The 24,820-nt window shown below is 37.2% G+C and carries 15 protein-coding genes; 6 read left to right on the top strand and 9 right to left on the bottom strand.

Going from position 1 to position 24,820, the window contains the following annotated elements:
* Nucleotides 1–166: 166 nt before the first annotated feature.
* On the top strand, nt 167–613 hold the full coding sequence (locus tag GQR60_RS05130) for a hypothetical protein (protein ID WP_124991899.1): 447 nt from the start codon (nt 167–169) through the stop codon (nt 611–613).
* Between the two features lie 70 nt (nt 614–683).
* On the opposite strand, the gene GQR60_RS05125 is transcribed toward GQR60_RS05130, so the two are convergent.
* Nucleotides 684–2,534 (bottom strand): glycoside hydrolase family 13 protein, encoded by a 1,851-nt coding sequence (locus GQR60_RS05125; RefSeq protein WP_124991898.1) that lies wholly within the window; start codon nt 2,532–2,534, stop codon nt 684–686.
* Nucleotides 2,535–2,822: 288 nt separating this feature from the next.
* Between GQR60_RS05125 and GQR60_RS05120 the strand changes: the two genes are divergently transcribed.
* Nucleotides 2,823–3,887 (top strand): sensor histidine kinase, encoded by a 1,065-nt coding sequence (locus GQR60_RS05120; RefSeq protein ID WP_160463416.1) that lies wholly within the window; start codon nt 2,823–2,825, stop codon nt 3,885–3,887.
* A 108-nt stretch (nt 3,888–3,995) separates the two neighbouring features.
* Nucleotides 3,996–4,721: a LytR/AlgR family response regulator transcription factor gene (locus GQR60_RS05115; RefSeq protein WP_124991896.1), complete on the top strand. Its 726-nt coding sequence runs from the start codon at nt 3,996–3,998 to the stop codon at nt 4,719–4,721.
* A 360-nt stretch (nt 4,722–5,081) separates the two neighbouring features.
* Here the strand turns inward: GQR60_RS05115 and GQR60_RS05110 are convergent, their stop codons facing one another.
* The 8 genes from GQR60_RS05110 to GQR60_RS05075 all read right to left on the bottom strand — a co-directional run bounded on the left by GQR60_RS05110 (nt 5,082) and on the right by GQR60_RS05075 (nt 18,743).
* Nucleotides 5,082–6,458: an alpha-amylase family glycosyl hydrolase gene (locus GQR60_RS05110; RefSeq protein WP_124991895.1), complete on the bottom strand. Its 1,377-nt coding sequence runs from the start codon at nt 6,456–6,458 to the stop codon at nt 5,082–5,084.
* Between the two features lie 169 nt (nt 6,459–6,627).
* Nucleotides 6,628–8,280: an alpha-amylase family glycosyl hydrolase gene (locus GQR60_RS05105; RefSeq protein ID WP_124991894.1), complete on the bottom strand. Its 1,653-nt coding sequence runs from the start codon at nt 8,278–8,280 to the stop codon at nt 6,628–6,630.
* 80 nt (nt 8,281–8,360) lie between these two features.
* Nucleotides 8,361–10,760, bottom strand: a complete 2,400-nt coding sequence (locus GQR60_RS05100; protein ID WP_124991893.1) for a glycoside hydrolase family 31 protein — start codon at nt 10,758–10,760, stop codon at nt 8,361–8,363.
* A gap of 39 nt (nt 10,761–10,799) precedes the next feature.
* Nucleotides 10,800–12,653 (bottom strand): glycoside hydrolase family 13 protein, encoded by a 1,854-nt coding sequence (locus GQR60_RS05095; protein ID WP_124991892.1) that lies wholly within the window; start codon nt 12,651–12,653, stop codon nt 10,800–10,802.
* A 75-nt stretch (nt 12,654–12,728) separates the two neighbouring features.
* Nucleotides 12,729–15,041: a glycoside hydrolase family 65 protein gene (locus GQR60_RS05090; RefSeq protein WP_124991891.1), complete on the bottom strand. Its 2,313-nt coding sequence runs from the start codon at nt 15,039–15,041 to the stop codon at nt 12,729–12,731.
* Between the two features lie 36 nt (nt 15,042–15,077).
* A complete protein-coding gene (gene pgmB / locus GQR60_RS05085) occupies nt 15,078–15,725 on the bottom strand; it encodes a beta-phosphoglucomutase (RefSeq protein ID WP_124991890.1) in 648 nt (215 codons plus the stop codon).
* 15 nt (nt 15,726–15,740) lie between these two features.
* Nucleotides 15,741–17,138, bottom strand: a complete 1,398-nt coding sequence (locus GQR60_RS05080; RefSeq protein ID WP_124991889.1) for an MFS transporter — start codon at nt 17,136–17,138, stop codon at nt 15,741–15,743.
* A 570-nt stretch (nt 17,139–17,708) separates the two neighbouring features.
* A complete protein-coding gene (locus tag GQR60_RS05075) occupies nt 17,709–18,743 on the bottom strand; it encodes a LacI family DNA-binding transcriptional regulator (protein ID WP_306598752.1) in 1,035 nt (344 codons plus the stop codon).
* Nucleotides 18,744–19,152: 409 nt separating this feature from the next.
* Here GQR60_RS05075 and GQR60_RS05070 point away from each other — a divergent pair, with 409 nt between their 5' ends.
* Genes GQR60_RS05070 through GQR60_RS05060 form a run of 3 tightly spaced genes read left to right on the top strand, consistent with a single transcriptional unit; the run spans nt 19,153 to nt 24,820 of the window.
* Nucleotides 19,153–22,125 (top strand): SusC/RagA family TonB-linked outer membrane protein, encoded by a 2,973-nt coding sequence (locus GQR60_RS05070; RefSeq protein ID WP_124991888.1) that lies wholly within the window; start codon nt 19,153–19,155, stop codon nt 22,123–22,125.
* 18 nt (nt 22,126–22,143) lie between these two features.
* Nucleotides 22,144–23,709, top strand: coding sequence for a RagB/SusD family nutrient uptake outer membrane protein (locus GQR60_RS05065; protein ID WP_124991887.1), 1,566 nt, complete (start codon nt 22,144–22,146; stop codon nt 23,707–23,709).
* Between the two features lie 19 nt (nt 23,710–23,728).
* Nucleotides 23,729–24,820, top strand: coding sequence for a SusE domain-containing protein (locus GQR60_RS05060; RefSeq protein WP_160463415.1), 1,092 nt, complete (start codon nt 23,729–23,731; stop codon nt 24,818–24,820).

Genomic DNA, 24,820 nt, shown 5'->3' with positions numbered 1-24,820 from the left:
GGATATTCAAAGCATAACAATCCAAGCACACAGGCAAATTCATTAACTCTAAATTGAAATACCGCTTAAATAGAGAGATCATGTATCTGTAGGAGTTACGACTCTCTATTCTGACCTTTAAACTAAGATACTTTGCTCCTAACTGATTCACTATTCCTATCTTCCAATGAAAGCGCTCCTGATTATTCTTTCGAGTACCTGGAAATTTGCAGCAACCTTTCCCGTTGCGGTCTATGTTTTTCAGATGTCGTTTTATGAAACCATCTTGTACACAAATATCGGTGGATTCATTGGCATTCTGATCTCTACTTTGGTTTCGAAAGGTTTAATCAAACTATTTAATGTATATGGGTCAGATCTGTTCAAATCAAAAAAGAAAATCCAAAAAAAATTCACCAAAAGAAACAGACGTTTAGTCGTTTTAAAGAACAATTACGGATTGGCAGGTATTGCAATCCTCACCCCAGTACTTCTGTCGATTCCTATTGGTGTTTTTTTAAACACCAAATATTACGGGCATCGGAAAATCAGCTATCTGTATTTACTCCTCTCTCAAATTGCATGGTCGTTTGCCTACACCCTATTTTATACCGCAATAAAAACCGGTATTTAGGAACCCGAAACCAACCGGCCCAAAAAGCCACGGAAACTATCCGCGGCCATTAACTAATTCTAATTTACTCTTACTTTATCTCCAAAATAATTGCCGATCGAGCCGGAACTTCTATGCCCTGATTCAGTTGAACTATTTTGCCTGAGATAATATCTTTTGCTGTCTCATTCCCATTCAGCATTTCATGATATCGTTCTGTTTGCAAGTGAACCGATTCAGTATTCTTATTCAAAATCACCATTACTTTTCCTTTATCGGTATACCGGAAGTAGCTGTATATTCCATGTTCAGGGGTATAATGCATCAACTTTCCTTTATGAATAACGGTACTGGTCTTTCTCCAATTTAATAATTTCTTTAAAAAATCCTGAGCTTCTTTTTCTTGTGTGCTCAGGCCCTTTCCTGTAAAAGCATTCACTTCATCGCCTTCCCATCCTCCGGGGAAATCCATACGCAGCAATCCATGATCACCTCCAGCATCGCTGTTTGCTAAAACCTCTGTACCATAATAAATTTGAGGAATTCCTCTCATCGTAAGAACGTAAGTCATTGCCATTCGATACAAATCGTAATCTTTATTCAACTGATTAAAAACTCGGGCCATATCATGGTTATCAGGAAAGATGACCAAATTATTTGGATTTGGATATTGCACATCATTCACCAATATCTCGTACAATTTGATGAGTCCTGTCCCCCAGGTATCTTCTTCAGTTAAACCTTCCACCATTGCATTTTGCAAGGGGAAATCCATTAAACTTGGCAGGTTGGAAACATAACCATTTTTGTTTTCTTTCCCCTTTTGCCAATAGGATACAACAGCTGGATTGGTACTCCACTCCTCGCCAACAATATTTAGGTTTGGATATTCTTCCAAAATTCTACGGGTCCATTCAATCAAAAATTCAGAGTCCGAATATGGATAAGTATCTACACGGAGTCCATATAAGTCGGCATATTCTATCCACCAAATGGTATTTTGAATCAAGTATTTTGACATGAACTCGTTGCGCTGATTCAAATCGGGCATGCTTTCTACAAACCAACCATCAGAAAACTGTTTCAAATCCTCTTTCGATGCATATTGATCCTGAACTGTAGTTCGCTTGTGAGTACAACTTGTAAATTCCCCTTCGTTATTGATCCAATCCGTTGAAGGCAGATCCTTCATCCACCAATGTTCAGAACCGCAATGGTTCAAAACAATATCCATGATGATTCCTATTCCTTTCTTCTTTGCCTGTTTCGAAAATTTACAGTAATCCTCATTTGTTCCAAAGCGTGGGTCAATTTGATAATAGTTGGTTATGGCATAACCATGATAAGAATAAGAAGTTTGATTATTCTCCAGCAATGGAGTCGACCAAATGGACGTAAATCCCATATCGGAAATGTAATCCAAATGATCAATAATTCCCTGAATATCTCCACCGTGACGACCATCTTTTTGCTCACGATCCAAACCTTCAGGTAATCCTTCTACATTATCGTTCGCCATATTGCCATTGGCAAACCGATCCGGCGTAATCAGGTACATCACATCCGCAGGAGTGTAGCTTAAACGTTCGGCAGAACCTTCTTTTCGTTCGAGCAACTGATACTTGTATTTTAGGATGGTTTTCGCTCCTTTTTTAAAAAGGATATCAAAACTTCCGGCTTTTGTGATTTCACTCAATTTTAAATCAACAAACAGATAGTTTTCATTCGACACTCTGCTTACCTTCATAATGCTGACACCGGCATAATTTACCTCAGGTTTTAAATCGGCAATATTCTCGCCATGAATCAACAGTTGCAGGCTCGTATTCTTCATGCCGGTCCACCAAAACGCAGGCTCCAAATGATCAATTTTGTATTTTGCATATACCGAACTGCTTCCTATCAGCAATACGGTTAAAAAAATCATGAGTATTCTTTTCATCTGTTTATAATTTTAAGTTTTTGTTATATGATCCAGAAAGCTTTATATATGAACGTTTCATATGATTTTAGTTCAAGTAACCAATCCCCTGAATGAGATGCAAATAAATACTGCAAACAGTATAACTAATCCTGCGGATTACTGTACAATGTTCTTGTTTGCAAACATCCCATAAAAATGGTAGTTGGTAATAAAAAGCAGGTTTTATATCCAATACTCCCTTTATATCCAGCGAATATTTGTAAAATGCCTTACATATGTAGTTTCGGAATATTTATCTTTACAAAAATGCAGATCATCACCCCTGAGAATAGCTGGCTTTCCAAAGTCGTAAATAACAGACTTGTTCAGCACCTTACTTACTGGATCATATTTGTACTTTTCTTTGCTTACGCATGGGGCACATTCGATGCAAATTATATCAAAACAGTAAAGGTCGAACTAATCAATCTACCGGTAAAAATACTCTTGGTTTATGCTGTTATTTACTACTTGTATCCAAGGTTTTTATACAAAGGGGAAATTTGGCAGTTCCTTTTTTATTTCCTTATCCTAATCGGTTTTGCCGCCTTTATTCAACGCATAACCGATAACCTGATTATTGTTGATTTCTTTTTTCCTGAATGGCAAAAAGAATCTACCTTTTCTCTCACTCAAATAGTTCGGGGGGCTGTTAATTTAGGTGCTGTACTTGCCTTACCCATGACAGTAAAACTGATGGAATATTTAGCAAAAGTTCAGCAGAACGAACAGATTCTGGCCAAAGAAAAGTTAGAGGCTGAATTAATCTTTTTAAAAAATCAGGTTCAACCTCATTTTCTTTTCAATACTCTAAACAGTTTGTATTCACTGATATTAAAAAAGTCTGATCAATCACTTGATGTGATTCTTAAACTATCGGATTTACTGCGGTACATGCTTTACGAAACCAATTCTACTCAGGTAGACTTACGCAAAGAAGTGGATAGCATCAAGAGTTATATTGACTTGGAAAAAATAAGATATGGAAATCGGATTGATATAAGTTTGAATATTTGGGGTAATTTGGACAGCAATCACATTGCTCCAATGATCATTCTGCCATTTATTGAGAACAGCTTTAAACACAGTACCAAAGGATTGGATAAAAATGCATGGATCACCATCGAGCTTGGAAGTAAGGCAAATAAACTGGTTCTGAAAATTGAAAACAGCATTCCGAAAGTAAGCTCCAATCAAGATGCTGTGGTAGGTGGTATTGGTTTGCAAAATGTAAAAAGGAGATTATCTTTAATCTATCCTGAAAAGCATGAGCTTAAAATTAATCGTACCGGGGAATCGTACAATGTCCATTTAAATTTGCAATTGCTATGAAACGTCCATGCCAAAATGATTTTGACAGACAGAGAGATGATTGTCTCAGCATGGTAATCCCGAAAGCTTTCGGGACCATATGGCAAATCAAAAACAAATTATAATTATATGAAAGTAAAATGTTTACTAGTTGATGATGAAGATCTTGCTTTGGATGTAATGGAGGCATATATCAAGAGAATAGACTATTTGCAATTGGAAGGAAGATGCAAAAGTGCAGTTGAGGCTTTATCTGTTTTAAACAGCAAAAAAATTGATTTGCTTTTTCTGGACATTCAAATGCCGGGATTAACAGGAATTCAATTGCTGCGAAATATTTCCAATCCTCCAACAGTAATTTTCACTACTGCTTATTCAGAATATGCCTTGGAAAGTTATGATCTGGAAGCCTTGGATTATTTAATCAAACCAATTCCTTTCGAACGCTTTATTAAAGCTGTAAACAGATATTTCAAGCTCAAAAAACACGATTATCAGATTCCCGAAAAAAAGGAACAAAGCAACACCGATCAAGCATTTATATTCGTGAAATCCGAAAAGAAAATGGTAAAAGTTTTCTTAAATGAAATCCTTTACATTGAAAGCCTGCGAAACTATGTAAGTATTTATCAGGAAAACGGACAGGAAATTGTTACTCTTAACACCATTAGTAACATTGAGGAAAAGCTGCCCGAAACAAATTTCCTAAGAATACACAGATCATTTATTATTGCGATCGACAAAATTGAAAGTTTCACTTCAAGCCTTGTTCAAGTCGAACAAAAATACATCCCAATTGGCCGAAATTACAAAAGCATGGTTATGGATGTACTCAACCAAAACAGCATCAACTGAGACAGTATCAATTTTTGACTGCCTGGCCCGCGCCAGACGACCGCCAAACTTTTTTTTGATCGTCTAAATTGCGCCAGCCTAGCTCCAAACTATTTTTTGACTGCCTGGATTGTGCCAGATGACCGCCAAACTTTTTTTTGACTGACTGGCTTGTGCCAGATGATCACCAAACTATTTTTTGACTGCCTGGATTGCGCCAGATACCCACCAAACTTATTTTTGATTGCCTGGCTTGCGCCAGATATCCGCCAAACTTATTTTTGAATTGCCTTAAAAATCACACTAAATAGGAAAAGCCGTTCAGATGAACGGCTTTTCGCTGGGGTATCTGGTTTCCGAAACATCGGAAATCGGTCTTGCTTATTTTACGTACACTTTGTATTCCCAAGCTTTAAGAGACATTTTCTCTTTTGCTGAGAATTTCACCTCTTCCTTGCTAAAGTAGTCTTTGTAATCGCCTGCCAGTACTTCTGACGCAAGTGTAAATTCCTGAGCGTCGGCAGTCAGATTCAATACCACCAGTACTTTATCGCCTTCTGCTTCGCGGGCAAATGCATAAACAGCTTCGTTCTTGTCGGAAGGAATACGAACAATCTCACCACCTTTCACTCCATTTTGAAGAGCTTTGTTTGTGCTTTTCAGGCTAAGTAATTGTGTATAGAATGGCAATAAGCTTTTGTTGCTCCAATCGATATCATCTTTTTCGAAAAATTTCAACCGCTTGTCCATTCCTGCTTCCTGTCCGCTGTAAATCAACGGCATTCCAGGCATGGTGAAAGTTAATACTGCAAAAGTATTTCCTGCATTGCCCATTCTTTCTTTAACGGTACCGTTCCAAGAGTTTTCATCGTGGTTGGTGATAAAATTCATGATGTAAGAATCTGCCGGGAAAACAGTATCTATTTTGGTGAAATATGCTTCAATATCGTTGGCATTTTTCTCGCCTTTGGCAATCTCATTCATCAAATGATGAAAATCCCATCCATAACACATATCAAATGCATTTTGAACCAATTCCGGTCCGCCATCTTCGGCCAACATGAATACAGGCTTAACTGCATCTAAATCTTTACGGGCTTTCTCCCAAAAATCAGTAGGAACCATTCCTGCTACATCGCATCGGAATCCATCAACGTCAGCATTCTCAATCCAATATTTTAATGAACCGATCATGTACTCACGCAGTTCATTGTTGTCGTAGTTCAAGTCTGCAGTATCCGACCAATCGGTTCCTTCCGGAATAACTATTTCTCCTGCTTCATTTTTTGTGTAAAAATCAGGATGCTCAGTCATTAGAATATTGTCCCAGCCAGTATGATTGGCAACCCAGTCTAAAATAACATGCATGCCCATTTCGTGAGCTTTGTTTACCATGTTTTTCAAATCATCCATAGTTCCAAATTCAGGATTAACTGCCCGGTAATCTGATACAGCATAATAGCTGCCCATGCTTCCTTTACGATTTTTTTCGGAGATAGGGAAAACAGGCATTACCCAAAGAATATCAACACCCATTTCCTTTAAACGAGGCATGTGTTCAACAAAGGCATTGATCGTTCCCTCAGGCGTGTACTGACGAATGTTCACTTCATAGATGTTCGCATTACGAGTCCATGCAAGGGGTTTTTCAACTTTTACTTCTTCAGCAACAGCTTTTTTAGCCGGCTTATTTTGGCAGGATGCCAACATTCCTGTTAGCAAAGCCAAACCCAGAACAATGTGATTAAATTTTTTCATTGCTATTTTGTTTAGATGATTAGTTTGTGTGATGTTTTAGTTTCAAATCTTTATAGCCTTACCCCTATCCCGAAAGCTTTCGGGACCCCTAAAGGGGACTTTACCCAATTTGTTACATTAACATTTTTTAAAAAGTCCCTTTAGGGGTTTGGGGCGATTGTATGAATAATTACAACAACTCCAATAATAGAATATCGTATTCGGTATCGATGCTTATTTTTCCGTTTTCCACTTTTGTTTTCTTCCCGGAATAAGCATCACGCAATTTGGTTCCGTCCTCTAAATCTGCTATTGACAATTCTTTTTCTCCTATTGGCAAATCCAATCCTACAAAAACCTGATCCTGCAATTCAGCATTGTTATATGTTCTGCTGAACAGGTAAGGTGATTCTGAGATCATTTTATGAACTCCTGCACCTACTGCCGGATGATCTCTTCGGAATTTGCCAAGCTTTTGCCAGTGAGCCAATACGGCTTGTGCATGCTCATCGGTTTCAACTTCTTTCCAATTCATGAACGAACGTAAAGTTGCATCGCCAACAGTTCCTTCAATGACCAATGGCCGGGCAGTTTCATCACCATAATACACTTGCGAAGTTCCCGGGCACAGCAATAATTTATTTGCCGATTCAAAACTTTTTTCCCGTTTCTGATCGAAAGGTGATCCGTCATCGTGAGATGTCAGGTAATTTAAAACTCCATAACCTTTTAGGGCGCCATTTAATATTTCGGAATATTTCGAGAACAATTCTTCGTAGCCCGATAGTGCGTTGTGTTTGAATTCAAAATTGATTAAATCGGTAAATCCATTGGCATAATAGTTCACCTGCTTATCGCCAAAATCGTAAATAAATTTGTTACTGATACCATATCCATAAACTTCTGCAACAGAATAAAATTCGTTGTTGTCCATCACTTTTTCAGGATTATTTTTCTTCCAAAGCTGAAATGCATATTCACACTCTTTGCGGAAATCTCCCCAAACGGTTTCATCAGTATGCTTCACTGTATCGGACCGGTAACCATCAATTCCAAACTGAATGATGTAATCGCACAACCATTTAATCATGTAGTATCTTGGGGTACGGGGATATCCCGTGCGGGCAAAAAACTCATCCAGTTCTTTCATTTCCTGCTCATACCTGCCTTCATTTTTCCATTTCTCCTCCAAACTTGCAGGAACAGTCACTTCCTGTGTGCTTTCGGTTTTAATATCGGGCAGATTATTGGTTAACGTACACTCTGTGGTAGTTTCAAAGTTCTGATAAGTGCAGGTTGGTCCGGTTCTCACCCATTCTTTTTCCCAGGCCGGGTCGGTCTCTGTTGCCGGTCCGGTGTGATTAATCACGGCATCCATAACAATCCGAATTCCGTTGGCATGAGCAGTCTCTACCAGTTCAGCCAAGTCTTCCATCGTTCCGAAGTTGGGATCCAAAGCAGTCCAGTCTTTGGCCCAATATCCGTGAAAACCATACGTATTGCCTGTTCCCTCATCAACCGATCCGTGAATCTGCTCAGTTACCGGAGTAAACCAAATGGCGTTTATTCCCAGATCATTAAAATATCTTTCTTTTATTTTCTGCGTAATTCCCTTAATATCACCCCCCTCAAAACCTCTCAGTTTTCCGGTAGGCAACTCACGCTCAAAATTCACATCGTTGTCTGTAGTTCCGTTGCAAAAGCGATCTGTCAGCAAAAAGTACAAGTTAGCTCCCTCCCATACAAATGGCTTGTAGGCATCTGCAATTTGCTTTTCGGATGTTGAACAAGCCGACAGCAAAAAAAGCAATACTACAAATAGGCTGTATCCTAATTTCTTCATTGTTTCAATAGTTTTAGACGCTGCTTTTATATGATTGTTTATGATTAAACCTGATTTTCTAAACACATGCAGGAAATGACTTATCTTAACTTTATTGTTACTGATTGATTCCCTTCTGATACATTCCCTTTAAACCGCAGTGTTTTTAATTCTTTATCCCAGATAAAATCAATAGATTTTTTTCCTAAGGATATTTTTTTGGGTTCCTTATCTATATTGTGAATAACCCAATTGACATTCTTATTTAAAGACTTGTAATTGCTTCCTTTTTCTGTAGCAATAGTAATCTTCAATTTCGATTTTGAAAATGCTGAACAGAATGATAACAGCTCGTATTTTCCTTTTTCAAATGCATCACATGTTTCTCCATCATCGTTGTACAAATGTCCTTTACCTGCAGTAACAGACATATCGTGATAGTAATGCAATTCCATATTTTCAAGAGAATAGTTTTTGGAATTCAACATTCCTTTAATCATTGGAATGAAAGAACCACCGCGAACAAATACGGGAATATGATCTTCCTCTGTTGATATCGTATAGTTTTTCCCACCTTCGTATTTCTTCTCGGATACAAAATCGAACCAAACAGAATTAGCAGGCATATAAACTTCTTTCTCTTTTAAGCCAGCATCGGTAATGGTCGATACCAAAAATGCATCTCCCCACATATAGGTATCCGAAACAGATAGTAATTCTTTGTTATTTTGTTCTTCGAAAAACAGTGGACGCATCAACGGCAAACCAGTCCGGTTATTATCAAATGCAAGCGTATAATTGTACGGCATCAACTGATATCTCAATTGAATTGATTTCTTTGCCAGGGCTTTGGTTTTTGCCTCACGAAATATTGGTTCGGAAGGAACTGCTTCTTGTGCATGCGGGCGGAATATCGGTTGAAAAACACCATACTGCAACCAGCGCGTGTACAACTCATCATCCAAATTATCACCTGCAAACCCGCCCAAGTCGGAATGCATGTAAGCAATTCCCTGCAATCCCATTTGCAATGAGATTTCGGTTTGTGGCTTTAATCCATCCCACGAGCGACTCACATCGCCGGTCCAGGGCACCATTCCGTAACGCTGCGAGCCAACAGCTCCTGCCCTCATCAAAATAAACGGGCGCTGATTGGGAAAATCTTTCTGATAACCTTCGTAAACCAATTTCGCCCAGTAATGACCGTAAATATTGTGCACTTCATCGGCCAATCCGTTTACATGCTGCAATGCTGAAGGATGTACTTCCGGCTCACCCAAATCGCCCCACCAACCGGCAATACCTTTATTCGCCAATCCTTTGTAAATATTCCAAAACCAATCTATTGCTTTGGGTTTAAAGACATCCACCAAGCCGGTATTTCCAAAATAAAAATCGTAAGTATAAGGATTCCCAATCGAATCGGTTCCCAAAACTTCTTCCTTCACGGCCTCGTCCCATCTTTTTGAGGTGGTCAGGATGAATGGCTCCGTAATTAAAATTGTTTTAACTCCTTTTTCCGCAAAATCGGCAATCATCTTCTCTGGCGTTGGAAACGAATCACGTTCAAATGCCAAATTTCCCATCTCGCCTTTCATCTCTTTTCCAAACCAAAACAAATCCAGAATAATCGCATCCACAGGAATGGAGTCTTTCAAAAACTGATCGATCGTTGCTCTGCATTCCCTTTCGGAATGATATCCAAAACGGCTTGAGAAATTACCAAAACTCCAACGGGGAAGCATGGGCTGTCTGCCCGTTAAATTTGTAAATTCATAAGTGAAACCTTCCCAAGTATCCGAAGCAATTACTTGATATACTTTTCTTCCACTAATGCTTTCGTATCGCAGGGTATTTGTTTTTTTACTATCTAAGTCCAAATAACCAATGGGTGCATTGTCGAAATTAACGGCATACATTTTCGAAGAAATCACCAAAGGCATGGTGTAATTCATCAATTCGGAATGAGTTCCGTATCCGTAATGAGCCCGATTGTATAATTGAAGTCGGTATCCGCGATGATTCATGCCCAAAACACGTGCACCTCCACCAAATAAAACTTCATCCTTATCAATTGTAAAATCAATATTTTCGGTGCTGTCTGTTTTTACGTATCCTTCTTTTTCAGAAAGCAACTGTCTGCCTTTGTAGCTGTAACTGATATCAAAAGGAGATTTTGAAATTGTTACATTCATTCCCTCAGACAGGAATTGCAATTCATTCCCTTTTTCAATCAAAGTAACAGAAGTCTGTTCTGGCTGTAAAACGACAGCCGTCGATTCTCCTTTTCCAGCTTCCCCTTTCGGGATAAAGGCCGTTTCTACAATGTTTTGATTGTAAAACTGAATTTCATAATTCCCATCATTGGTAATAAGCTCCAACTGATTACCATTCATTTTATGCGATTGATAAACCCTCCGGCTGTTTTGTGCAATTGCCGAAAATGAAGCAAGTACAACAATTAGAAATATCGAAAAACGCAAAATAATCTTATTAGTCATCTTCTGAGATTGAGAGTTTTTGTGATCACCCGATCACACTTATTTTAATTCCAATATAATTGATGTGTTTGGAGCCAATGAAATATTTCCTTTGGTCAAATCGAATTCTTTTTCACTAATCACATCTTTTCCAGAAGTGAATGTTCCCAAACTTTCTGCAAATCGCTTTATATTCAATTCCTGTGCATTTTCGTTTTTATTAATCACGACCATTACTGTTTTTTCAGCATTGCTTCTGAAATAAACGTAAGTATCGTTTTCGGGAACGTAATGCATCAGTTTTCCGGTATGGATTACCGGATTTTGCTTTCTCCAATTCAATAGCTTTTTCAAGAAATTAAAAGCCTCATTTTCTTTTGCTGTTCTTCCTTTAGCAGTAAAAGCATTTTTTGCATCACCTTCCCATCCTCCGGGAAAATCAACGCGCATTTTTCCGTCGCCATCGCTCTTTTTGCCTTCCAGCAAGATTTCTGTTCCAGTGTATAACTGCGGAATTCCTCTCGTTGTTAAAAGGAAAGTCATTACATGTTTAAATTTCTGAATATCGCCGCCTAATGTTGACATGATGTAACCTGTATCATGATTTTCCGCGAATATAAATATGTTATCTGTGTGTGGGTACAAATAATCAAAAGCAAGAGAATTGTACAAACGAATCAATCCGGTATTCCATCCTTCGTTCTCATTAAAAGCCTTTGTCATGGCTTCAAACAAAGAAAAATCCATTACGCAAGGCAAATTCGAATTGTAAGCATCATGATTTACTGCATCTTTTTGCCAGTAAGCAATCTCGGCAGGCGAACTTAACCAGGTTTCTCCAACAATATTCAGATTTGGATACTCTTTCATAATTGCACCAGAATAAACTGCCATGGCATCTTTATCGTTGTACGGATAGGTATCTACCCTAATCCCGCCTAAATCGGCATATTCTATCCACCAAATGGTATTCTGAATAAAATAGTTAATCAGTAAATCGTTTTTTTGATTTAAATCCGGCATAGACCGGGCAAACCAGCCATCAAAGTTCTTTTCGTAATCTACTTTCGAAACATACGGATCATTCGTAGTACTCTTGCGATGATTCGATTGGGTGTATTCAGGAAATACATGAACCCAATCGCCTGAAGGCAGGTCGTTCATCCACCAATGAGCCGAAGCACAATGGTTGGTTACCACATCCATAATAATTTTAATTCCACGCTTTTTTGCTTCCGCTGATAATCGGGCATAATCCTCGTTACTTCCGTAACGGGCATCAATCTTGTAATAATCCGAGATGGCGTAATTATGGTACGATGTTGTTGGTTCATTATCTTCCATTAAAGGCGTATTCCAAATTGCAGTAACACCAAGCTCCTGCAAATAATCCAAATGGTCAATAATCCCCTGAATATCCCCACCATGACGACCGTCAGGATTTTCACGATCCAATTTATCCTCCATTCCATCAACCGAATCGTTTTTTGGGTCTCCATTCGCAAATCGATCCGGCATAATCAAATACACCACATCCGATGCATCGTACCCCTTCCGGTTTGCTGAATCTTTTTTTCGGGCTTTTAATTCATACGGGTAACTTGCTTTCTTTTTGCCTCTCTCCGAAAAAACAAGGTTGAAGCGACCCGCTTTCGTTCCTTTTTTAATCAGCAGATTTACAAACAAATAATTGGGTTTATCCGTCTTTATCATCCTTTCAATTGTAACTCCCGGATAATTCATCGAAACATCATATTTCGAAATATTGTCACCATGAACCAAAAGTTGCAAATTTGGATTCTTCATATCCACCCACCAAAACATTGGCTCTACTCTTTCAATTTTCGCCTTTTCGGCAAAAGAGGAAAGACTAAAAATTGAACCCATCAGTAAGGAAATCAAAAAAGTTCTCATTCTATTAAAATTAAGGCTGATAAAAAATCAGGATAAGAGGAATCCCCCCTTATCCTGAACTATTCTTGTAGTAGTTTAAGCGCGCTCAATAACCAAGCTGCTGTTCTTTTCAATTACGTATTCGTCATCAATCAGGAATAAGGAAATATCTTCCCCCTCTTCATTGATTACACCAACTTCATCAGCAGAAACTCTTACATTTAAAAGATTTCCTCTGAATCGAACCTTAAATGAATATGATTTCCATTCTTTAGGAATCAATGGCTTAAATATCAATTGTCCGTTCGATACTCTCATTCCGCCAAAACCTTCAACAATTGACATCCATGTTCCTGCCATGCTTGTAATGTGCAGTCCTTCGTGCACCTCATGATTGTAATCATCAATATCCAGACGGGAAGTTCTTAAATACAGATCATAAGCTCCTTCGATATCACCAATTTTAGATGCCAGAATGGAGTGAATACATGGCGAAAGTGAAGATTCATGCAAGGTTCTAGGCTCGTAGAATTGATAATTCTTCTTAATAGTTTCCTCATCAAACTGATCTTCGAACAAATAAACACCCTGCAGTACATCAGCTTGTTTGATGAAACATGACCGCAAAATTCTATCCCATGACCAATGTTGATTGATCGGACGTACTTTCGGATCTAGATCGGCTGCCAGAATTTGTTCTTTATCCAAATAACCATCCTGTTGCAGGAATACTCCTGTTTCCTCATCAACCGGATAATACATGTTATCAATGATATCATTCCATTTCGCAATTTCCTTTTCGAAATCGAATTTCAGGTTGTCCATAATCTCAGCAAAGCGACCGGAATTTGTCTCTTTAACATGAGCCATAGCTTCCTGAGTATATTCCATACACCAATTCGCAATAGTACTTGTATACCAGTTGTTGTTGATATTATTTTCGTATTCGTTAGGACCGGTAACACCAAGCATCACATATTTCTTCTTTGCTTCAGAATAGTTAACCCGCTGACTCCAGAATCTTGAAATACCAATTAGTACATCCAAGCCAAATTCCGCTAAATAATCTTTATCATCAGTGTGACGGATGTAATTATAAATAGCAAATGCAATGGCTCCGTTACGGTGAATTTCCTCAAAAGTAATCTCCCACTCGTTGTGACACTCTTCCCCGTTCATTGTTACCATTGGATACAAAGCAGCACCGTTGGTAAAACCTAATTTTTCAGCATTTTCAATGGCCTTTTGCAATTGCTTATGGCGGTAAATCAACAGGTTTCGGGTCACCTCAGGTTTTGATGTACTTAGGTAGAAAGGAACACAATAAGCTTCGGTATCCCAATAGGTAGATCCTCCATATTTCTCACCAGTAAAACCTTTTGGACCAATATTCAATCGTTCATCTTCGCCTGTATAGGTCTGATTCAATTGGAAAATATTGAAACGAATGGCTTGCTGTGCTGCAACATCACCTTCAATGGTAATATCACTATTCGCCCATTTATCAGCCCATGCAGCTACATGCTCATTTAAAAGAGCATCGTATCCTTTGTTGCATGCTTCCGCAACAACATTCTGAGCATCAGCTTGTATCTCTTCTTTGTTATGATTTAAGGAACTTAGAACACCAGCATATTTATAAATGGTAAACTCCTCCCCTTTTCGAATATCGGATTCTACAGTATTGGATACGTATTTAGCTTCTTCTATTACAGAAGGTGCCAGTTCCTGTTTCTGTCCATCTTTGTATACATCATATTTCATCCCGATACAAACATGAAAATCCAATTTCTTGGTTTTTGCCGTTATAATAGCTTCACCCTTTCCAGATTTGCACAATAGCACATCCCAAAACTTCTCATCGTAATTCGAATCCTCATTCGCTACATCAGCATCCAGGTAAGGATTAAAACTAATCTTTCCATCGAAATTTAAAGCAGTAACTGAATATCGAATTGCTCCGACTTCAGAAGTTACAATGCTTAAAAAACGTTTTGTGTCTACCTTAATTTGGTTTCCATTCGACATTTCGGCAACAAATGAACGCATCAAAACACCTTCCTGCATATTTAATGTGCGAACAAATTCGCTCACTTTACATTTTGCAAGATCAAGCATTTCTCCATTGATTTTCACATCAATTCCAATCCAGTTTGGCGCATTCAATACCTTCGCAAAATATTCCGGATAACCGTTTTTCCACCAACCCACTCTGGTTTTATCAGGATAATAAACTCCAGCGATATAAGTTCCCTGTAATGTTTTCCCCGAGTAAGTTTCTTCAAACATGGCTCTTTGTCCCATGTTGCCATTACCAAGACTAAATATACTTTCGGATGCGCGATGATTTTCAGGTTTGAATCCTTCCTCTATAATACACCACTCATCATATTTTAAATATTCATTCATGTTGATTTCCTTTTAAAAATAATCCTACCTATTCCCTTAAAAGTTTAGTTGGCTAATGGAAAATCCCACAAAACCCGGAACCACAATATTCGCTTTTCCCAATACATCAGGAGAACCAATTCCAACACACTTCATTTTGCCGTTAATTGCAGCTTCTATTCCTGCTTCTGCATCCTCAAAAACCACACATTCCGATGGTAATACGTTAAGAAGCTCCGCACCTTTTAGAAATACTTCCGGATCAGGTTTTGCATTGCTCACATGAGTTCCATCAACAACCACGTCAAAATAATTTGTAAGCTCTAACTGATTGAGAATAGTCATCGCATTTTTACTTGCAGATCCCAAAGCAATCTTCACTCCGTTGGATTTGAGTTCATTCATAAATTCTTTCACTCCAGGAAGAATTTCATCAGGAGTCATTCTTAATATGTACTCCAAATAGTTTTTGTTTTTCTTATCGGCCAATTTAAGTTTAGTTTCCTGATCTAGCTCAACTCCACCAATCGACAGAAGAATATCCAATGAGGTCATTCGGCTTACTCCTTTCAATCTCTCGTTATCCTCCTCTGTAAAGTCAAAGCCTAACTCATTTGCTATACTTTTCCATGCGATGTAATGATACTTCGCCGTATCCACCACTACTCCATCTAAATCAAATATACATGCACTAATTGTTCCCATTTCAAACAAATATTATTAATTAACAGCTTTATTTTGCTTAACGAAAGTGACAGAAATTGCCCCTAACAACATTGATACTCCAGCGATCACCATAATGTAAATTGCCTCACCGTTAAAAAAGTATCTTAAAATTTCACCGGCAATTATTCCACTAACAATCTGAGGACCTGCAATTGTAAAATTGAAGATTCCCATATAAACTCCCATTTTATCAGCAGGTAAAGAGTCAGATAAAATAGAATACGGCATCGCTAGAATTGCAGCCCATGCTATTCCTACGCCCACCATTGGAATCATCCACAAAGCAGCACTCGATGGTATATCAACTTGAGTTATTAAAAGATTTAAATGAATTAAATCGCCTCCTTTAAACATGTAAGTTGATAAAAAACCTAAACCTCCTAAAAGCAAGGCTAAAGAATACACTGTTTTCCTACCAAATCGATTCGCCAACCTGGACATTAGAATTGAAAATATTGCAGCAAACAAACTATAGCCTGCAAACAAAATTCCAACCCAATCTCCTGCATCCTGAAACGATTCTGATTTTACATCGGCAATTGGACATCCCCAGGAATGCTGTGCCAATGCGTAAGTCGTATATACCCACATCAAATAAAGAGAAAACCATGAGAAAAACTGAACAACAGCTAATTGCATCATGGTTTTGGGAGTTTCTTTCAACAATTTAAAGAATCCAAGTAACGTGCGTTTTTCCTTTTTCTCCTTTGAAACAACTTCCAAACCTTTAAAGTCTGCATATTCTTGTGGTGGATATTCCTTTGTTCGGAAAACAGTCCAAATTACTGACAACAGCAACATACCACCACCAATATAAAAAGACCAGATAACCGACGAAGGTACTCCTCCATCAGGATCAACATTACTAACCCCTATCACATTGGTTAAAATAAATGGCAAAATAGATCCCAAAACAGCTCCTGTATTAATCAGGAAGCTTTGAATTGAATATCCTGCATTTCTTTGTTCTTCAGGAGTCATGTCTGCAACAAGTGCTCTAAACGGTTGCATCGTAATATTAAACGACCCATCCATTAAAGCGAACATCACAGCACCAAACACAAGAGGCGGCATAATTTTAACTGCTATACCAGCATTAGGCATAAAAAACATTGCCAAAGCTGCAACTACTGCACCTCCCAAAATATATGGTCCTCTTCGACCAAAACGGTTCCATGTCCGATCACTTGCACCTCCAACAATTGGCTGAACAATTAATCCCATGACAGGTGCTGCCAACCAAAATAGAGATAAATGATGCAAATCTGCTCCTAAACTTGATAATACACGACTTACGTTTGCTCCTTGCAAGGCAAATCCCATCTGTATTCCTAAGAATCCGAAACTGACGTTCCAGATTTGCCAAAAACTTAATCTAGGCTGTTTTTTCATTTGTTAGTTAATTATGTCCTTCCTGTAAATGGGTTGACGTTTTTAATTAAAATCATAAACTGCTTTTTAATTTGACCCATGAACATAAGGATCATATTCCTCAGCAATGAGAAATTCAATAAACAATTCTTGTTTCAAATAAAATTTTGGAAAAAATAGATCCTGATACAAATCACATTAATTTGTGTTGCAAAGGACTAACTTAATTATCCAACACAATATAGTGTTAAACAAATTATAGATCTGTGTAATTTCCATCATTTTATCTGGAAACGAGATCATATTAATATAGGAAGTAAATATAAAATTAAGTCGGAAAAGAGGTTTCCCTCCACGGTCAAAAGTAGAGAAAAAAATACAATATGTCAAAACAACTTCAAGCTGAAAGTTTCAAACAGTCAGTAAAAACAGACTTAATAACCCATAACAAACGATTGCAACAAATTCAAAAATAAACCCATTTTTATTCAAAAAAAGATGAATTCATAATCTTGTTTCATCAAAATAAGCCCTTCCTGCAGACAAAAAAAGCTGCACAAGGCAACTTTTTTTACACATCAGTATACAATATTATATATGTCTGGTTGATCCTCTTACAATCAAATTGGTTTTAACAACTTTTGTGACAGGCTCATAGTCCATATCTCCTGCAAAAATTCTTTCCACAATCAGTTCTGCGGCTTTCAAGCCAATTTCAAAACCATGCTGTTCAAGAGTAGTAAGCGAAGGATCGGTAATTCGCGAAACCACTCCATCGGTAAACCCAACTATCGAAATATCCTCAGGAACTTTTAATCCTAATTTTTTCACCATCAAAAGTGCACCGGCTGCAGTTAATTCATTCACTGCAAATATCGCATCCGGTGGTTCCGGCAAAGCTAATAAATCAGGAGTTTTTAGAATTGCCTCATCAAAACTGTCACATTTAACTATTAAATTTTCATCGATTGGAATTTTGTGTTTTAACATTGCCTGACGATACCCTTTCTGACGATTCTGAGCCAATAACATATGCTGGGGTGCCGATAAATGAGCAATTCTTCTGCACCCTATTTTAATTAGATGTTCTACTGCTGCAAAAGCACCTGCAAAATCATCTACAATTACATTATCTGATGACAAATCATTACAAACACGATCAAAAAATACGATTGGAATTCCATTATCCCTTAATTCCTGAAAATGACTGTGATCTTTTGTCTCTTTTGACATGGAAACCAAAACTCCATCGACACGACTTGAAAGTAAAGCCTGAACATTAGCCATTTCTCTCACATAAGATTCATTCGATTGGAAAATCATCACATTGTATCCGGCTTTTGAGGCAATATCTTCAATTCCACTAATTACCGAAGAAAAAAAATGATGAACAATTTCCGGAATAATCACCCCAATGATATTCGTTTTACTATTTCGCAAACTTAAAGCTACAGCATTGGGCTTGTAATGCCATTTTTTAGCAAGTTCATTAACGGCCTCCTTAGTTTTAAAACTAATATCAGGATGATCTTTAAGTGCTCTTGAAACAGTAGAGGCAGAAATTCCCAATTCTTTGGCTATATCTTTAATTGTTACTTGCCCGCTTCTCATATAAAATTTGTATATTAATTAGATATTAACACCCTAAGTAAATCCATGTAACAAGATGATTAGAAATGTGCTACACATTCCAAATACACTTGAAACAAGCTTTGTAAATATAGGAAAAATTAAACAAACATATAGGTTTGATTGTAATTTGTTCGGATATTATTAACTTATATCAATATATAAATATCAAACGTTTGCGGTGACGTTTGCGATGATTTATTTACACTTAACTATCAATCATTTACCAAAAAAAAACATCCGCATTTATCTTTGATTACAGAATGAATTAAGGCTAACTTAACGTTAGGGTAATTTTAGAAGGCTTAAAAAGGAAGAACCCAAGTCGGAAACACGAGTTCATATTTTTAACTAAAACACCTTAACTAATTAACTAATTAACTAATTTATCTTAAATTTCTAATTTATGGAACTTAACATTAGTAGACTTAGAAAACTACTTCTTATGCTCGTTATGGTATTTTCATTTACCATGATTCATGCACAGGAAAAAGTAGTTACTGGTTTAGTTACCGATGCAAACGATGGCATGGGAATTCCTGGTGTTTCAATAGTTGTAAAAGGCACAACTGTAGGAACAACTACCGACATTGACGGAAAATACACGCTAAGTGTAGATGCCAATGCAACTATTATTTACTCTTTTGTAGGATATCGTTCTCAAGAGATTGTAGTTGGTTCACAATCTCAAATCAATGTGATTTTAAGTATTGAAACCGAGAACCTTTCCGAAATTGTAATTGTTGGATATGGTCAAGTAAGAAAAGAAGATGCAACAGGATCAGTCTTTACAGTAAAATCGGATGATTTTAACCAAGGTACAACTAGTTCTCCTCAAGATTTAATTGTAGGTAAAATTGCTGGTGTACAGATCGTAAATGATGGAGGTGCTCCTGGTTCAGCATCAACAATTAGAATTCGTGGAGGTTCCTCAATGTCAGCAAGTAACGATCCATTAATTGTAATTGACGGAATGCCATTAGATAACAGGGCTATTGATGGAATGAGTAATGTTTTAAGTTCATTAAATCCTAATGATATTGAAACCTTTACTGTATTGAAAGATGCATCAGCAACAGCAATTTATGGATCACGTGCTTCTAATGGTGTAATTTTGATTACAACTAAAAAAGGAAAAGCAGGACAAAAAATACAAGTAACCTATGACTCTAAATTTTCAATAGGTAAAATTAAAAAGACAATAGATGTTTTAAATGCTGATGAGTATAGAACTTTGGTGACTGCAAGAGCTGTAGATCATTCTTCCGTTAACCCTGCATTGTTGGGTAAAGCTTCAACCGACTGGCAAGATGAAATATACAGAGATGCAACAGGTCACGAACATAATATTGGAGTTTCAGGTTCGTACAAAAATATCCCATTTAGAGTTTCTGCTGGCTACACCGATCAGAAAGGTATTTTGCAAACTTCTAAGATGCAAAGAACTACCGGAACCTTAAATGTTAATCCAAGCTTTTTCGATGAACATCTAAAGCTAAATGTAGGTTTAAAATATATGGCAATTGAAAATCAATTTGCTGATAAAGGTGCAATAGGAAATGCCTTACGCATGGATCCAACACAATCTGTTTTTAACAACACAGGTATCTACGGTGGCTATACAACTTGGTTAATGAGTGATGGTTCCAGAAATGTGAATGCAACACGTAATCCAGTCGCTCAATTACAACAAAAAGAAGACGTTTCAGATGTATCAAGAGTAATCGCAGACTTTCAGGCAGACTATAAACTACATTTCCTTCCTGATCTAAAAGCAAGTATGAAATTAGGCTATGACCATTCTGATAGTAATGGTGATGTAAATACTGATTTGGATGCTTCATGGGTAAGAGCTTCTTCTACGGGAGTAGAAAGAGATTATGATCAGGAAAAAAAGAATGAATTAGTAGATTTTTATCTTACTTACGATAAGAACCTACCATCCCTAAGTAGTAAAATAAATGTTATGGGTGGTTATGAGTGGCAACATTTCTGGTCAAAATCTTCAGCTTTTGAGGTTGACAGAAATAATGAAACAATAGAAGACTCCAAAAATGAAACAGAGAACTACTTGGTTTCATTCTTTGGCCGGGCAAACTACACATTTAAAGATAAGTATATCGTAACAGCTACATTACGTAAAGATGGTTCCTCAAGATTCCACAAAGATAATAGATGGGGGACTTTTCCTTCTGCTGCTTTTGCCTGGAGAATGAGTGAAGAGTCGTTCCTTAAAAATATCGATGTCGTAAGTAATGCTAAAGTTCGTTTGGGTTATGGTATTACAGGTCAGCAGGAACTAAATAATGGAGATTATCCATACATGGGAACTTACCGATTAAGTGATTCAAGAACAAGATATCAATTCGGTAATCAGTTTTATACTTTAATAAGACCTGACGGGTACGACGAAGGTTTGCAGTGGGAGAAAACGACAACATATAATGCAGGTCTTGACTTCGGATTTTTTAATAGCAGAATTAATGGATCATTCGATATATATAAGCGAAAAACTGAAGATCTGTTAAATACAATCCCAGTACCGGCAGGAACAAACTTTACTGACAGATTATTGACAAATGTTGGTGATTTGGAAAACAATGGTTTTGAATTCGCTATTAATGCAATAGTAGTAGAATCAGAAGATTTGTTTTGGGAAGTTGGCTTCAATCTTGCTTACAACAAGAATGAAATTACTCGTCTGACAAATTATGACGATCCTAATTACAGAGGAGTTGAAACTGGTCGTATTAGTGGTGTTGGTGTTGGTAATAATATTCAGATCAACTCAGTTGGGCACTCATTAAACACTTTCTATGTATATGAGCAAGTATATAATAGTAACGGAAAACCAATTGAAGGTCTTTATGTAGATAGAAACAAAGACGGAGAAATTACAACAGCCGACAAATACTATGCTAAAGATCCTGCTCAGGATTATAATATAGGATTTTCATCTAGTATCAAATATAAAGATTTTGATTTTGGATTTAACGGTAGAATTGGTCTTGGCGGGCAAATGTACAACAATGTTATTGTAGGTGGCCGCTATCAGGAAATGACTGTAAATGAATACCTAACAAACATGCCAACTGAGATTAACAAATCAAAGTTTGAAACGGCACAACAATATTCTGATTATTTCCTTGAGGATGCATCCTTCTTTAGAATAGACAACATAACTCTAGGATATAATTTTACCAAAATATTAAAACCACTTTTAGGTTTTGATATTAATGCCAGAGCATTTGCAACAGTTCAGAATGCTATTGTGATAACTGATTATAGTGGATTAGATCCTGAAGTAAACGGTGGAATTGACAATGATGTATATCCAAGACCAAGAACATTCTTGTTTGGATTAAATGTGAAATTTTAATTGATAAATGTATTAATTATGAATAAGAGATATTATAAAACAAATTATATCATGATTGCATTTGCATTATTATTTGCATTTGTATCGTGTACAGATGATTTGAATACGGAGCCTCTTGATGAGGACATAAAAACTGAAAAGACGGTTTTTACTGATGCCGAGTCTTATAAACAACTTTTAGCAAAATGTTATGCAGGCCTAATTTTAGGGGGTCAGACAGCAGTTGACGGCGAACCGGATATAAGTAGTATTGATGGTAGTTTTTCATCTTATTTAAGACTATTATGGAATCACCAGGAATTACCAACCGATGAAGCTATTTGTGCTTGGAATGATGGTAATTTAAGAGACCTGCACGATCAAGACTGGACAGCCTCAAATGAGTTTGTTACAGCTATGTATTATCGTATAACTCTTCAAATAACCTACTGTAATAACCTGATAAAACTAACCAATGGTCAATCGGAATACAAAGCATTTAACGATGAAGCCAGAGCTTTAAGAGCTTTAAGTTATTACCATATGTTGGATATGTTTGGACGTGGTCCATTTGTTACAGAAGAGGATGAAATTGGTTCATTTTTCTTCCCAGAGATGGCCACACAACAACAAATATTTGATTATATCGAGTCTGAACTCACAACAATTGAGACTGAATTAGCTGAGCCTGGAACAAATGAATATGGTAGAGCTGATAAAGGCTTAGCATGGGCAATCCTAGCTAATATGTACTTAAATTCAGAGGTTTATATCGGAGTACCAAAATACACAGAAGCTATTACGTATTGCAATAAAATTATTGGTGGCGGATATTCTCTTGAGTCAGATTATGCGAACCTATTCTTAGCTGATAATCATTTAAGAACTAATGAAATAATTTTCCCAATACTATCAGATGGAAACAGCACTCAATCATGGGGAGGTATGGCATTTATACTTCACTCAACAGTTGGAGGTGATATGCCTGCAAGCGAGTCTGGTCTTGATGGAGGATGGGGTGGTAACAGAACCACAAAATCTTTTGTAAACCTTTTTCCTGATGTTACAGGGACAGATAAAAGAGGAATGTTCTTTACCGAAGGACAAAATCTTGAAATAGGAGATATTTTCAATTTTAGAGATGGATATGCGTTGCGTAAATTCAAGAACATTACTTCAACCGGGGCGGTTGGATCAAACCTATCGTTCCCTGATACAGATTTTCCTCTTTACAGATTAGCTGACTTCTACCTAATATATGCTGAAGCTGTAGTTCGAGGTGGAACAGGTGGAAATATGGCAACTGCTGTTGGTTATATCAACGAACTCAGAGAAAGAGCATATGGAAATGCATCAGAAAACATCACGGCATCTGATTTAACATTAGATTTTATTCTTGACGAAAGAGGACGTGAGTTGTACTGGGAGTGTCACAGAAGAACCGACCTTGTTCGATTTGGTAAATTAACAAGTGGAACATACAACTGGCCTTGGAAAGGTGCTGTTGCAGACGGAAAAGCTACAGATGCAAAATATAATGTATTTCCTATTCCCTCGTCGGATATAAATGCGAATCCAAATCTGTCCAATATCTCAGGTTATTAATCGATCTAAAAAATACGTTATGAAGAATATAAAATACATACTAATATTGCTTCTCGCAGTAAGCTTTTTTTCTTGCGATGATGACGATATTGTAAAATTAAATAATTCAGAGTATATGCCGGCAACAAATATTGAAGGTTTTGGTACTACTTTGGCAATATCAAAAGCAACAAAAGCCGAAATTATTCAGGTATCATACACACCTGCATCATATGGGGTGGATATTGTTGTAACAGATACCCTTCAATTTTCAACTACAGCTGATTTTTCCAAACCCGTTAGTTTTGATATTGGAGCATCTGAAAATGCTTTCACATTCACAGTAGGAGCTATTAATGAATTTCTTACAGAATCACTCGAATTACCTGTAGATGTAGAAGCCACAGTTTATGCAAGGGTAATGACCAACTCTCTTAATGGTGTTGAAGCACAATACTCTACAGTACTTAACTTTACAACAACTCCCTATTTGGATATTCTATTTGCTCCAAATACCTTCTATCTTTTTGGTGATGGTGTAGGGCGCGTTGCACAGAACAACAAGCTTAAATTTATCAAAGTCAACAGTGAACCTGATGACACCTGGACTATCGTGTGGATGGAAGCTACTGGAAGTTTTAAACTGTGTTCTGATGAAAACTACAAAGGTGTTATTGGAAAAATTGGAGATGCTGTTAATGGAGAATATACTTTAGGAACAGTTGACAACAGAGGTGAAGATATACCTGTACCAGGAACAGCAGGATACTATACCGTTGGTGTAGATATGGCGAATAATAAGCTGTTGATAGAACCAGCAAGTATTTATATTTGCGGACCTACTATAGGCGATGTGTGGCCTGTTAGTTCTGTTGTAGAAGCTAATAAATTTAAGTTGGATGCTGAAAATAAGAAAATGTTTTTAACTAAAAACTTACTGGCTGGCGAACTAAGACTTCATGTAACACATCCATATATTTCTGCTGCAGACTGGTGGCATGCTGAGTTTATATTCCTTAATGGAAAAATTGCATACAGAGCAGACGGTGGTGATCAGGACAGATTTAGCATTAACGCAGGTGAGCAGACAATAGAGCTTGACTTTATTAATCAAACTGGTAAAATTGAATAA

The sequence above is a fragment of the Labilibaculum euxinicum genome (genome assembly GCF_009795715.1).
Lineage (GTDB): Bacteria > Bacteroidota > Bacteroidia > Bacteroidales > Marinifilaceae > Labilibaculum > Labilibaculum euxinus.
The sequence above is the reverse complement of the archived record's forward strand: the minus strand, read 5'-3'. Positions and strand labels throughout refer to the sequence as shown.

Coding starts and splice junctions, on each gene's coding strand:
- GQR60_RS05090 (WP_124991891.1), bottom strand. CDS start 15,041: ATGAATGAATATTTAAAATATGATGAGTGGTGTATTATAGAGGAAGGA.
- GQR60_RS05065 (WP_124991887.1), top strand. CDS start 22,144: ATGAATAAGAGATATTATAAAACAAATTATATCATGATTGCATTTGCA.
- GQR60_RS05125 (WP_124991898.1), bottom strand. CDS start 2,534: ATGAAAAGAATACTCATGATTTTTTTAACCGTATTGCTGATAGGAAGC.
- pgmB (WP_124991890.1), bottom strand. CDS start 15,725: ATGGGAACAATTAGTGCATGTATATTTGATTTAGATGGAGTAGTGGTG.
- GQR60_RS05105 (WP_124991894.1), bottom strand. CDS start 8,280: ATGAAGAAATTAGGATACAGCCTATTTGTAGTATTGCTTTTTTTGCTG.
- GQR60_RS05095 (WP_124991892.1), bottom strand. CDS start 12,653: ATGAGAACTTTTTTGATTTCCTTACTGATGGGTTCAATTTTTAGTCTT.
- GQR60_RS05080 (WP_124991889.1), bottom strand. CDS start 17,138: ATGAAAAAACAGCCTAGATTAAGTTTTTGGCAAATCTGGAACGTCAGT.
- GQR60_RS05110 (WP_124991895.1), bottom strand. CDS start 6,458: ATGAAAAAATTTAATCACATTGTTCTGGGTTTGGCTTTGCTAACAGGA.
- GQR60_RS05115 (WP_124991896.1), top strand. CDS start 3,996: ATGAAAGTAAAATGTTTACTAGTTGATGATGAAGATCTTGCTTTGGAT.
- GQR60_RS05060 (WP_160463415.1), top strand. CDS start 23,729: ATGAAGAATATAAAATACATACTAATATTGCTTCTCGCAGTAAGCTTT.
- GQR60_RS05100 (WP_124991893.1), bottom strand. CDS start 10,760: ATGACTAATAAGATTATTTTGCGTTTTTCGATATTTCTAATTGTTGTA.
- GQR60_RS05070 (WP_124991888.1), top strand. CDS start 19,153: ATGGAACTTAACATTAGTAGACTTAGAAAACTACTTCTTATGCTCGTT.
- GQR60_RS05130 (WP_124991899.1), top strand. CDS start 167: ATGAAAGCGCTCCTGATTATTCTTTCGAGTACCTGGAAATTTGCAGCA.
- GQR60_RS05120 (WP_160463416.1), top strand. CDS start 2,823: ATGCAGATCATCACCCCTGAGAATAGCTGGCTTTCCAAAGTCGTAAAT.